The organism is Paraglaciecola marina (assembly GCF_004360155.1).
Taxonomy (GTDB): Bacteria; Pseudomonadota; Gammaproteobacteria; order Enterobacterales; family Alteromonadaceae; genus Paraglaciecola; species Paraglaciecola marina.
The window spans coordinates 143,736-155,630 of sequence record NZ_SAIS01000001.1 but is presented as its reverse complement, the minus strand read 5'-3'; the positions used below and the strand labels follow the sequence as shown (position 1 = coordinate 155,630).

The window sequence follows — 11,895 nt, the reverse complement described above, 5'->3', positions numbered from 1 at the left end:
GCAGCAATGATGATTAGTATAATTATTCGAACATATAACGAAGAAAAGTATCTAGAAGAGCTTTTGAGCTCTATACGAAATCAGGTCACTGAAAATATTTCAGTTGAAACTATCATTGTTGACTCCGGATCAAATGATAAAACCCTCGAAATAGCAAAACGTTACAATTGCAACATTCAGCACATTAAGCAGGAAGATTTTACTTTTGGATACTCACTAAATGTTGGGTGTGAAGCAGCAAGTGGCGACTTTTTAGTATTTGTCAGTGGTCACTGTATTCCAGCAACAACAAACTGGTTAATTCAATTATGTAAGCCTTTAATTACAAAGCAAGCAGATTATGTTTATGGACGTCAACTTAGCCATGAAAAAACCCAATTCTCAGAAAAACAAATTTTCGAAACTAACTTTCCAAATGAATCATCCATTCCTCAAAGATCTAACTTTTGTAATAACGCAAATGCCGCGATGAATAAAACGTTGTGGAAATCACTGAAGTTTAATGAGTCCATATCGGGACTTGAAGACTTAGACTTTGCCCAGCGTGCACAGGCATTAGGTTATCAGCTAGGCTATCAATCAAAGTCTTCTGTGTTTCATATTCACGAAGAAAGTTGGCCCCAAATACAACATCGTTTTAGACGAGAAGCCCAAGCCTTGAAGCAAATTGCGTTTTCTTCTTTAAGTTTAACAGAGGCCATTTATTGGTTTTTCCTAGCCTGTATTTCAGATTGTGAAAAAGCGTTAAAAGCTAGAAGTTTATTAAGAAATTTAGCGGCAATTTTTAAGTATAGATTTCATCAATTTAGAGGCTTATATTTAGGGCAATGCGGAGCGACTTATAAAAACATTGAACCCAAACGCCTTTATTTTTGGCCCTATTCTATAAATAAAGAAAGATAATATGGGCCATAAAATCATTGCTTTGCTACCTATGAAGCTACACAGTGAAAGGGTACCAGGAAAAAACTTTAAACCTTTAGGTGGCAAGCCTCTGTTTCGATGGATTTTAGACACCTTATTATCTATTGACGAAATTGATGCTGTAGTTATTAATACTGATGCTAAGCAAACGTTATTCGACTCTGGACTAGTACCTTCAGAACGTATAATCATTCGCGATAGAAAACCTAACCTTTGTGGTGATCATGTCAGTATGAATGATATTCTCAATGACGATATCCATGCTGTTCCAGCTGAACATTATCTTATGACGCATACCACTAACCCACTTATATCAAGAGCAACAATTAAAAGGGCTGTCGGGGCGTACTTAAATAATGAAAATTTAGACTCTTTATTCTCGGTTAATAAACATCAAACGCGATTCTACAAACAGAATGTATCACCCATAAATCATGATCCTAAGAATTTAATACGGACTCAAGATCTAGAGCCTTGGTATGAAGAGAACTCTTGTATTTACTTATTTAATCAGAATTCATTTAACCAAACGAAAGCCAGAATTGGTTTTAAGCCACAAGTTTTCGTAACACCCAAATTAGAGTCTATTGATATAGATGAGAAAGAAGATTGGCTTTTAGCTGAAGCATTAATCGAAAAACAGCAGCGAGCAAAATAGATGTTTAAAGTGTTAGTAACTTGTCCGCCTATGTTAGGACAATTAGAGAGTTTAAGGGAATATGCTGTTAAAAAAGGCATTGAATTAGTTTCAGGAAATGTTACCCAAACGTTGACAGAAAAAGAACTAAAATCTCTGTTGCCTAACTATGATGGCTGGATAATAGGAGATGACCCAGCAACTCATGCAGTACTATCAGTTGGAAAAAGTGGTGCTTTAAAAGCCACTGTAAAATGGGGTATAGGCATTGATAACGTTGATTTTGATGCCTGCAAAAAATTGGGTCTACCAATTGATAACACCCCCAACATGTTTGGCAAAGAAGTAGCAGACTTAGCCCTAGGTTACGTTATTGGCCTAGCTCGACAAACATTTTACATTGATCGCAAAGTTCGTATGGGCTTATGGCCAAAACCAGCAGGAATGAGCCTTTCAGGAAAAACAGTGGGAGTAGTGGGCTATGGTGATATAGGTTCAAACCTAGCGACGCGTCTTACAAGTTTAGAAATGAATGTTTTAGTATTTGATCCCTTCGCAGAGCAAAGTACCGAAAATAAAAATATCAGTTTTTCAACCTTTCCTAACAAGCTTGAAGAATGTGACTTTCTAGTTTTCACCTGCGCATTAAACGCAGATACCTGGCATATGCTTAACCAGCAGACGCTAGCTCTTCTGAAATCTGGAGCATTTGTAATCAATGTTGCTCGTGGCCAACTAATTGACGAAAGTGCACTGATAGCGTATTTAGAGTCAGGGCACATCGAAGCGGCTGCATTAGATGTATTTGATGTTGAACCATTGCCGAGCCAGTCAAAATTAATGCAATTTGATAAATGTATACTAGGTACGCACAATGCATCCAATACAAAAGAAGCAGCCAACCGCGCCTCGTTAGTTGCAATTGACAAAATTGGACGATTCTTACATGAACAATAAACCCTGGGTAATCATTACTGGCGCAGATGGTGGGATTGGCAAAGCCTTAGTTAATGTTTTTGCCGAAGAAGGTTATCGTATTATTGCAACAGACATAAAACCTATTGAGCAAGAAAATGAAAACGTCTACCCGCTTCAAACCAATTTAGAAGAAATAGTTCTTAATGAAGCTTATGCTGAAGCATTTCATAATGAAATTATTGAGATAACCAAAAGACAGCCTATTCAATCGTTAATTAATAATGCTGCTACACAAATATTGAATCCAACTGACAAAATTACTCGTAATGAATGGTTCCAAAGTTTTAATGTCAACCTATCTGCACCCTTCTTTCTTAGCCAGTTGTTTTTAAAAGATTTAATACAATCAAAGCATGGTTCAATCGTCAATATTAGTAGCATTCATGCTATTCAAACTAAACGAGATTTTGTAACTTACGCAACGACCAAAGGTGCTCTAAGTTCATTAACCAGAAATATGGCTGTAGATTTAGGTGGCAGTGTCAGAGTAAACGCGATTGAACCTGCCGCAGTAAGTACTGATATGTTAAAAGCGGGATTTGAAGGTAAAAACGAAGAATATAAAATGTTAGAAGCTTTTCATCCTATTGCCCGTATTGCTACACCTGTAGAAGTAGCACAATTAGCCGTATATTTGTGCTCTGATAAAGCATCGTTTATTCATGGTGCCTGTATTAACGCAACGGGAGGAATCCACGGCTGTTTATCCGATCCAGACGTTCGCTAACTTAAAAAGAATACTTGCCTATTTCAAAATCAGCTTCAAATATTTTCTTTACAATTTTTTTCTCTTTTTCAGTATAATATTGACGATAGTGTCCGTGTTTAGTAGTGTTTATCTGAGGTATTGAGGGTAAATTTCGCATATTACAGCTCTCTAAAATTGGAATTAAAGTTTCAGTTAGTGATTCGATTGGTAATATGTGGTCAACTAACTTTTCTCCTTTATCTCCAAATGCAAATTCATCGATTGAAATCCACTTTTGTCCAGTTTTAATAAAACGCTCTCCATCTAATGGATGAACTACTGTTCTAATAAAATCGGGAAGTCTCTCTACAAATTCCTTAAAGTTACCAGTTTGTGTAAACAAGCTATGCCAAATATTGCCAGAATTAACTTAGGAAAAATAATATATTGAAACAACTCGATCAAAAGGATTCCGAATAGTTGTAATAGAACAATATTGACTCCAGTCCCATTCCTTCAGGTCGAAATATTTCTTTAATCCCTTAGCACAACCATGATTATTAAATGGATAACCACTATCACTTTTTATATCGGAAACATTATCGAGTAATAACCTTATCGATTTTGAGCCGCATTTCCGATTAGATAAAAAAATAATTTTATGTTTACTTGATATTCGCAATGTAAGCTCCTTACATTTTAGTATTTTATTGAGGATTAAATTAAGAGTAGAACTCACTAATTAAGTATGAGAAATGAGCTTGCAAATAAAGCTTCACATCATCTGGAAGGTGCTTTTTCCAATCTTGAGGATCACCACTTCTAAAGTGACTACTGTCGTTTACTTCTCCTACTGTTCGGCCCGTTAACTTAGCAAAACTAAATTCATCAGAATCAGGATATGTGAAATGTTCAGGATCGCCCCCATTAACTACAATAGTCCGCTTCATATATTTAAGTGGATCGATAACAAAATCTTCCATACGAATAGGCAAATATCGATGATCATCAAATTGCCATTCACCTAGCGCACATAATGGACCTTTTGTTCCATGGTAAAACTGACTTTTTTCAGTGAAAGCTAAGGTCATTCGAATGCCATCTTGTTCAGACATCTGTTGAAGCAAAGTGCGCTGTTTTTTTAGTTGCAACCAATCATCAACATTATGAGTATTTAGATGTGAGAAATAAGCTGAATTAACTAGTGCCCTTGGATCTCTTATAATCCGTACACCTGCATTGCACGTTTTACTAATGACTTCATATTGCGCATTACGATACATAACAACGGCATTATCTGCTAACTCTGAAGGCTCAAACCCTTTCCAACCACGGTTTGAACTGACATATTGAAAATCATTCAATTGAGCAAAGGTTTTAAGGTATTTAAATAACCAAACCGTGCCACATTTATGATTACAAAATACATTAACGTGCATCATCTAGCCTTCAATTAATATATCTTTATTGATAAGAAATTCTTGATACTTCTCATACCAGGGTTCACTCATCTCTTTTATAAAAGTTACTAAGTCTTTCGGTAACTCATGTCCGATACCAATATTGTCTTTGGACAGCACAGGGTTGAAGCTATGACGTATTCGTTTTTGTGAAATACCTGCTATATCCAGCACTTGTTGCCGAACATTTTCTTTGGTAATGAAATCTTCAAATCTGACCACATAAAATTTTCCACTAATTTTTTCTTCATGAAGATTAATATGATGCATTGCAGTTCGAATAATAGAGTTAAACATTTCGCAATAAGCCTTAATCTGCTCTTCAGCCATCTCTTTTTTGTAAAATCGATTGAAGTCAAAGCATGCATCTACAGGATCCCTCAACGACGAAAATGAAATTCCATTGGGAATAAGTGATGCCATGTAAGGATATTTACCAGGAGGATCATTTTTGAGCATTACAAATGAGTTGGCATTTTGTTTACCTTCAAAAAAATGTTCATCAGGTAATAATTCCACCACGCCTTTAAGCCATTCATCAAGAGCTCGCTCGTACCCAAGAAGGGCTTTAGGAGCAGGAGCAGGAGCAGTAACCACATCATCTGGAATATATTGCACTATACGTTCTACTAAAGTTTTGTATTTGTCACCTAATTGCCCCGCAACCCGCAACCGCATTTCCAAGTGCACTTTTTCTACAGGTCCCAGTGATTCTGTTAGTAGCGCGTCTTGGTCACCTAGTAAAGAAGCTCGCAGCTGAGCGCGACTGGCTCTGAAAGACTCATCTCTTAATATTCCTTGAATAGAACCGGCAAATCCAAAACGACATTTCAAAATACCGATTTCGTGTTTTCCGTGATTTACGTAACCTGCCCCCTCAAAATCCGAAAAAAAATCAGTAATGGCAGTACAACCACTTAAATTATATCCACAACCATTAATAATTCGTTTGGTCATTGAAATAATCCTCAATAAAAATAACGTTATGCCCATAGGTCGAAAGTCTGCTCTGAATCTCAGCTTTTCGTCCTGTTACTGTAACTAAAATGGTAGTTTCCTCCAAGTTACCTAACTGACTAACCGGGTAGAAACTCACTCCATGTAAATCTTTGATGGCAGTAAAAGACTGATCAACACCACACATTACTTTGGGAAACATATGAGTCAGTATGGTTTTAGCCACTGTTCCAGCCCCATATAACACCAGCTTTTCATGACGTAAATTTTTGGAAAAGACATCAAGACTCTGAGCAACTTTTTGAATAATCGCTTTAGTATCTCCCCAAAAAGATAAGGAGCTATGCACAAAAGAAAGAGCTTTGTGTTGTAGATATGCACTATCTGAAATCTCACAGGGAAAGGCTTGGTAAAATCCGCTCTGAAAATCAAACACTATAGGCTGTAGAACAACTTCATTATTTTTAGCGTGATTAAGTTCTGAGTTATAGCTGGCTAACGCCACTAAAATATTATCCGGTTTAACATCAATAAAAGTAGCTAGCTTTTTCGCTAGACTTTGATGTGCTTTAACTTCGCCTATCGACTCATAGTTAACAAGTTGCCAATTCAACTCGGAGCCGACAAGGTGAACGGCAACTTGCACCCAATAACAGATGATCAATTGCATTGCATAAACCGGATCCATTAGATCACGTTTATGTAACGACTGAACTATGGCCGCAGCATCACGCTTGATAATTAAGAATTTACTTTTGGCGTTTAGCTCTTTGCAAACGGATAACCAAAAGGGTAACAAAATACAAACTCGGGGATCTTTCACAACTAAACGCTGATATTTATTAATTTGTTGGGTTAAATAACCCACAGCCTCGGTTTTAAGTTCATCAAAACAAGATAACTCTTCAATTTCAGAATATTCTGGGGTCCCCAAAGATGACCAATCTTTACCTAGTGCACGCAATAACGTTTCATTAATGCGCAGCATTACTAAGTCTTCCCAATAACCATTAGGGTTGTCACTACCTGGTGGTTGCAGGTTGTCACCACAATGATAACCCGAAGCCTCAACCATACTTGTTAACATACTTGTACCAGATCGATGCATGCCTAATACAAACACGATGTTATTTTTCATGAGTTTTTCCGTAACCTGCGGCTTCTTGTAACGCTACAATCATGGTTTCTCCACTGCGATGCAAAGGTATAACACTGCCTTTTTTATACTCTTTTACCTTATCGGCTTGTGCACCAAGATCAAAACATAGAATTGGATATTTCATTGAGATAATTTCTGAAACAGAAAAAGAAAAGGTTTCAGGACATAAGGAAGCAAAGAAAAACACACTAATTTCTAGATTGGCACAAACCCTATCTAAATTAGCAACTTCATAAGGTCCCGTAACTGTAACATGCTTCAATTCAGATATAGCAGATGAAGCGCGGCCAATAATAATAAGCTTCGTATTCAAATCATTTTTAACAATATACTCATGCAGCTCTCTAATTGCCAACTCACCTTTTTTTGCAGTAACTGGACCTAATATTCCAATATTTAAGACTGAATTAATGTCGCACTTCTGTTGATAAAAATGGGTTGGTTGAAAGTAATCCAAGCTGTGAGGGCTCACAATTAAGTTATTCAGCTGTGGAAAGGTTTGCTTCATTTTACGATGTGAGTCCGAAGAAAACGTAATAACTTGGTCTGATTTCAATAATACATCCAACCACGTTGAACGCCACGTTTCAATAGAAAGGCTTGAATCATTAATATTTCTATTGTGCCTAATACACCTGTTGCATATATCGGGGCTAGGTAAATGACAATATTCGTTCTTTTCATTCCACAAAGTATAGGATTGGCATATAGCAAAGTAATCATGAATATAACTAGTAATGGCTTCATATCTTAGTTCTAACAAACGCTGCAAAACATTTAAAGGAGCATTAAATCCAAACAGGTTAGAGAGGACTAATTGGTTAAATTTAATGCTTTTTAAACTTTCCATGAGCATATCTAAGGAATAAAAAGAAGCGATCAATGCTGGTGATTTAGATTCACTTAGATGGAAGCCGTCATCACAATAAGTAAGTACTAAAACTGTAGAATTATGTAAATTCGACTGAATATGTCGCTTAGAAAAATGATAGGTTCCGCCACCGAGATTGTGTTCTACAAATAAAGTACTGTATGAATAAATGGTCGGTAAACAAAGTGGTATTTCGTTTAATCTTTGTACCTTCAATTGAGAAACATATCGGTTTCGAATGGCGACTTGACCATTATGGCGCATCTCCTTTGAAAAACTAACAATGCCTTTGGTGACATTCAGCTCGTGCAAACGCTCTCTCGCATTATCCACGCCTTCATACATGGTTAAAATAAAACGAGTATTTGAACTTCTTAAGCTTTTAACTTTGCCCAGATCTGTCCAGGGTAGTACAGCAATTTGCAAAATAGAATAAGCATATCTCGCGGCTTTATCATCAATTATGTATATGTTTTTATTAGTGTTGAGTAACGCTGCAATAACATTTTTACCCAAGCTACCAGTGCCCACCACAACAATGTTTTGACTAAACCAAATACTAGGGTGACAAAGTAGAAACCAATGAGGTTTATTTATTTTTAGGCATAAAGCATAAAGTAGCTTTCTAACCAATTGATAAAACATGGGCGGGGATTTTCTGGGTTTTGATCAGACTTAGAATATCGTTTTTAGCGCTAATAGCACACACAACAATGATGTCTGATTTAAGAAAAGTAGAAGACGTTGGGTCAATCACCCTATCATTCTCGGGCAAATTTTTATCAATTACGTAGGCATGCTCAAACTGCATTGACTGAGCATAAAATGTTGACTCAACCTGTTGAGCATATTCATTATATCCCCACAGAAACACTCTCGCGCAACCATGATGCTTTTCTAAAGTTTGCAGTTGCTGCATTACTCCCTTTAAGTCAAAGTTATGAGCATGGGAAAACGTTGAAATGCTCTTTAAATATTTTCTTCCTTGTTCTTCACTACGTTCAAACAATCGCGCACCTATTGAGTTAGCCCAAAGGGTCTGAAATTGAGTAGAAAAGGGGTTAGGAAAGTCATGTTTATTCTCAACACAATATCGAAAATATTGTCTTGCTTTATTGGGGATGGGCTGCCCATCTTCAAAGTTAGCAAAACACCACTGAGTACTGCCTAATACTTTGGTGCTTTGTTTACTTAATTGTTGGTGATAATGCTGCCACAATATTTCCAATGCTTGGTTTTTTGTATGGTGTTGATCAATTTTACGTTGGCCGGCTCCAGAATCAAAACCAGTAAAATGGTAGAAAACAAGTGGTTGATTTTCAATAAAAAATTGAGAATTTTCACAAACTAGTGGCCGTTCAAATAAATTCCATGTAGCAACATTTAAGCTTTTACTTTTAAGTATGCCGATAAAATTAAAGTAAATAGGTGCAATATCGACAATTTTTTGGTCAGTAAATAAACCATTTTCCTTTACCGTTGAACAAATATGCTTTAATCGGTCACCCCACCAATTGAAAAATAAGCTCGCGTTATCTCCACCAACACAAGAAAAAAATCCTAAATTATACAATCCATGTTGTAGCGCACTATATTCAGATTCAACGATATGAGCATGACTTGAAGGTGGAGTTAATAAATGAGGAGTTAATAAAACGTCTGACTCGCTGTGAGCTTCAACTACGATACCCATTGGTGAAAACAGCATAGTGTCAGGATCGAGATAAACTATATGTCTACCTTTATGATTGTTTGCCAATTTAGCCGCATAAATAGGTTTTACTAATGTACATAGTTCAACAACATTGTGTTGAAACAGAAAAGCTTTATCTAATCCAAACTCAAACTCTTCTAGAAACTCAACATGATCGACTAATTCACAAATATATTGATTACCCTCTTTATAATCGGCCAGTACAATATGAAAAGAAGCGTCGGGATGCCAACGTTTAACAGATTCTGCTAACACTAACGCTTTGTCTAGGTATCCAGTATTTATACTTGTAAAAACGATCATTTTACCTCCAGACAAAGAACTCGACCTTTAAAACCTAAACTTTGCAATATTTTCCGCATTTGAACTTGATAATAGATAGACATCACAATGACTGTATCTAATTGAACCAAATCAAAATCATCAACCCGTGATAGGGATGTACCAGAATAACTAGAGTCTATAATTTTTTTATCAAAAATAACTAAAGGTTTACTAGTACATCGACTGATGAAGTATTTACTCAAATCATTAAAACCATAGAGAGCGTAAGTACCAAAGCTCTGATGTCGCGTTATTAACGTATCTACTGATTTATATTTAAAACGATTTCGCCACAATATTTTTAAGGCCGGCTCCACGCTATTAACACCATCAGGATACTCAGCAATTATTTTTCGAAACACACCAATTCTTTGTTTGATGTTTGAGACATAACTTTGACTAGTTAAGGAACGGCTGAAATTACCGGAGTGCAATCGACAAAAATTCAATTCTCGGTTAACGAAGCACAGAATGTTTCCCTTTAACAAGAGAACATAAAACAACCAATCGTCAATTCTGCCGCTTGGCGATACCCCCTTTAACGCAGCCTTAAATGGCGTAATCCTAAATAATGCTGATGAAGCATTTCTGACTACGTTCCTATAGGGCATAAGATTTCGGTTAACCTCATCACCGTCAAGACAAAAATCAGTAAGCCAATAATTTTCCTTAAAATAAGGTACATGTATATCCATTAATCCTAAAGGGTTACTTTCAGCGTCTATCCAATTCGAATGACAATAAGCCAGTGCAGCTTTAGGTTGTTGTTCAAGTTGTTCAACTAAACATTCAATAAAATGTAAATCACTACAATCATCTGACTCCGCAATCCAAAGATACTTTCCCGATGCTTGCTCAACTCCTTTAATCCATTGTACAAAAGCGCTCCCTGAATTATCAGAGTTCTTAATAAAAGTTTTAACCCTTGCATCTGATAGTGAAAACTCTTCTAACCGACTCACGCTCTTATCAGAGCTTGCGTCATCCAACAGGATAATTTCCAAATTAGAATAAGTCTGTTTAGCAATAGACTGCAACCGCTGCTCAAGGTAATCGTAATGGTTGTAATTAGGTACTATGACCGAAACTAGAGGTACACAAGTATTTGATTGGGACTTATTGTTCATTCAAAATTTTCTGCATTGCATATTCAGAAGGAATAATTGTTGGGTTATCTACCGCGCCATCCCAGGTTTTCACTGGCACTCTCCAATTCCCATAGTGCTCTTCTAAAAATATTTCAGGGCAATCTGGAAACAACATATTTCCGGCCTTAGTTGATTTAACTGAGCAAGGCAGAAACCCTTTAGTACTAATTACGTTTGCAGCAGGTTCATACCAATAGGTTTTATCCCCCCTTACATAATGCATAATAAAATCAAACATTACGCCTTCTTTATAAAGCTGCACAGAACCAACCACTCTCCCCTCTGAAAACTTAGCCTTTGGTTTTTGTGTCCATTTAGCTCCAAATCGACTTAACAAAAATTGGCTAGGATTATTTGGTGAAAAATAGATTCTTTCGTCTAACTCATGTTTTTCAGCAGGGAAAAATGCAGCATCAAACCAATGCTCACAGTTTAAGTCTCGCCAGCCATACTTCCCATCCAACTCAACTTGAATAAAAAAGTTTACTCGCCAACTTTTAGTCACTAGAGAAATACCTTTTAGGTCTTCATTTTCAATGTTTTTAAAAACAGTCCCAAATTGTAATAACGTTTCTATCAGTTGCTCTATATTGATTTCAGTTTTTAACAACACTCCGAGCGTATCAATCTCTGAAAATAGTTCGCCATCTCGATATAAATTCAGTAACGCACCACCAATCAAACAATGTTCAATAGACTCGGTTTGCAATGCCAAACTCAAGTCATTTATTAAACACAACCCTTCTTGCAATTCGTCAGACTGGCGTACACCTAGTCGGTGCACTCGACACTCATATCCAAGTTTTCTATAGTTTTGTTCTAGGGCTAGGGTTTTATCAATATCATCTTCGAAAACTGCAAAATCTAGATCTTTATCCCAAGGTAAAAAATCACCATCTCGAACCATTCCTAGAAGAGAGCCTCCTATTAATACAGATTGGATCCCAACTTTATCAGATACATCTAAGACCTCTCTACAAACTTTATGCACATTAGCGTAATCTGAATAAATCTTGTTAAGTTGGTAAGCCATAT

13 protein-coding genes are annotated in these 11,895 nt (G+C 36.5%); 4 read left to right on the top strand and 9 right to left on the bottom strand.

What is annotated here, in order from left to right; all coding sequences use genetic code 11:
- Positions 1 to 6: 6 nt before the first annotated feature.
- The 4 genes from EOK74_RS06770 to EOK74_RS06755 are packed head-to-tail and all read left to right on the top strand — an operon-like array spanning position 7 to position 3,266.
- A complete protein-coding gene (locus EOK74_RS06770) occupies positions 7 to 903 on the top strand; it encodes a glycosyltransferase family 2 protein (protein ID WP_133469233.1) in 897 nt (298 codons plus the stop codon).
- A 1-nt stretch (position 904) separates the two neighbouring features.
- Complete coding sequence (locus tag EOK74_RS06765) at positions 905 to 1,582, top strand: acylneuraminate cytidylyltransferase family protein (RefSeq protein WP_133469232.1); 678 nt, start codon at positions 905 to 907, stop codon at positions 1,580 to 1,582.
- On the top strand, positions 1,583 to 2,518 hold the full coding sequence (locus tag EOK74_RS06760; RefSeq protein WP_205964542.1) for a phosphoglycerate dehydrogenase: 936 nt from the start codon (positions 1,583 to 1,585) through the stop codon (positions 2,516 to 2,518).
- Positions 2,508 to 3,266 carry an SDR family NAD(P)-dependent oxidoreductase gene (locus EOK74_RS06755; protein ID WP_133469231.1) on the top strand — a complete coding sequence of 253 codons (759 nt, stop codon included), beginning with the start codon at positions 2,508 to 2,510 and terminating at the stop codon, positions 3,264 to 3,266. Before EOK74_RS06760 ends, EOK74_RS06755 begins: the two co-directional genes overlap by 11 nt.
- Position 3,267: 1 nt before the next feature.
- Here EOK74_RS06755 and EOK74_RS06750 read toward each other — a convergent pair whose 3' ends face one another.
- From EOK74_RS06750 to EOK74_RS06710, 9 genes are read right to left on the bottom strand one after another with little or no spacing between them, the layout of a single operon-like run.
- Positions 3,268 to 3,630 carry a hypothetical protein gene (locus EOK74_RS06750; protein ID WP_133469230.1) on the bottom strand — a complete coding sequence of 121 codons (363 nt, stop codon included), beginning with the start codon at positions 3,628 to 3,630 and terminating at the stop codon, positions 3,268 to 3,270.
- 27 nt (positions 3,631 to 3,657) lie between these two features.
- A complete protein-coding gene (locus tag EOK74_RS21265) occupies positions 3,658 to 3,966 on the bottom strand; it encodes a sulfotransferase family 2 domain-containing protein (RefSeq protein WP_133469229.1) in 309 nt (102 codons plus the stop codon).
- Positions 3,950 to 4,669 (bottom strand): sulfotransferase domain-containing protein, encoded by a 720-nt coding sequence (locus tag EOK74_RS06740; protein WP_133469228.1) that lies wholly within the window; start codon positions 4,667 to 4,669, stop codon positions 3,950 to 3,952. Before EOK74_RS06740 ends, EOK74_RS21265 begins: the two co-directional genes overlap by 17 nt.
- Complete coding sequence (locus tag EOK74_RS06735) at positions 4,670 to 5,644, bottom strand: hypothetical protein (protein ID WP_133469227.1); 975 nt, start codon at positions 5,642 to 5,644, stop codon at positions 4,670 to 4,672.
- Entirely contained in the window at positions 5,625 to 6,782 is a 1,158-nt protein-coding gene (locus EOK74_RS06730) for a sulfotransferase family protein (protein ID WP_133469226.1), read from the bottom strand. Before EOK74_RS06730 ends, EOK74_RS06735 begins: the two co-directional genes overlap by 20 nt.
- The gene (locus tag EOK74_RS06725; protein ID WP_133469225.1) at positions 6,772 to 8,319 is read right to left on the bottom strand and encodes a glycosyltransferase family protein; all 1,548 of its coding nucleotides are present in this window, start codon (positions 8,317 to 8,319) and stop codon (positions 6,772 to 6,774) included. The genes EOK74_RS06730 and EOK74_RS06725 overlap by 11 nt, the downstream gene beginning before the upstream one ends.
- Positions 8,300 to 9,691: a hypothetical protein gene (locus EOK74_RS06720; protein ID WP_133469224.1), complete on the bottom strand. Its 1,392-nt coding sequence runs from the start codon at positions 9,689 to 9,691 to the stop codon at positions 8,300 to 8,302. Before EOK74_RS06720 ends, EOK74_RS06725 begins: the two co-directional genes overlap by 20 nt.
- Complete coding sequence (locus EOK74_RS06715) at positions 9,688 to 10,839, bottom strand: glycosyltransferase family 2 protein (RefSeq protein WP_133469223.1); 1,152 nt, start codon at positions 10,837 to 10,839, stop codon at positions 9,688 to 9,690. The genes EOK74_RS06720 and EOK74_RS06715 overlap by 4 nt, the downstream gene beginning before the upstream one ends.
- Positions 10,829 to 11,893, bottom strand: a complete 1,065-nt coding sequence (locus EOK74_RS06710; protein ID WP_133469222.1) for a LicD family protein — start codon at positions 11,891 to 11,893, stop codon at positions 10,829 to 10,831. Before EOK74_RS06710 ends, EOK74_RS06715 begins: the two co-directional genes overlap by 11 nt.
- Between the last annotated feature and the right edge of the window lie 2 nt (positions 11,894 to 11,895).

Excerpts from the sequence above, each read along its gene's own strand:
- EOK74_RS06770 (WP_133469233.1), top strand. The coding sequence starts at position 7 with ATGATGATTAGTATAATTATTCGAACATATAACGAAGAAAAGTATCTA.
- EOK74_RS06765 (WP_133469232.1), top strand. The coding sequence starts at position 905 with ATGGGCCATAAAATCATTGCTTTGCTACCTATGAAGCTACACAGTGAA.
- EOK74_RS06760 (WP_205964542.1), top strand. The coding sequence starts at position 1,583 with ATGTTTAAAGTGTTAGTAACTTGTCCGCCTATGTTAGGACAATTAGAG.
- EOK74_RS06755 (WP_133469231.1), top strand. The coding sequence starts at position 2,508 with ATGAACAATAAACCCTGGGTAATCATTACTGGCGCAGATGGTGGGATT.
- EOK74_RS06740 (WP_133469228.1), bottom strand. The coding sequence starts at position 4,669 with ATGATGCACGTTAATGTATTTTGTAATCATAAATGTGGCACGGTTTGG.
- EOK74_RS06735 (WP_133469227.1), bottom strand. The coding sequence starts at position 5,644 with ATGACCAAACGAATTATTAATGGTTGTGGATATAATTTAAGTGGTTGT.
- EOK74_RS06730 (WP_133469226.1), bottom strand. The coding sequence starts at position 6,782 with ATGAAAAATAACATCGTGTTTGTATTAGGCATGCATCGATCTGGTACA.
- EOK74_RS06725 (WP_133469225.1), bottom strand. The coding sequence starts at position 8,319 with ATGTTTTATCAATTGGTTAGAAAGCTACTTTATGCTTTATGCCTAAAA.
- EOK74_RS06720 (WP_133469224.1), bottom strand. The coding sequence starts at position 9,691 with ATGATCGTTTTTACAAGTATAAATACTGGATACCTAGACAAAGCGTTA.
- EOK74_RS06715 (WP_133469223.1), bottom strand. The coding sequence starts at position 10,839 with ATGAACAATAAGTCCCAATCAAATACTTGTGTACCTCTAGTTTCGGTC.
- EOK74_RS06710 (WP_133469222.1), bottom strand. The coding sequence starts at position 11,893 with ATGGCTTACCAACTTAACAAGATTTATTCAGATTACGCTAATGTGCAT.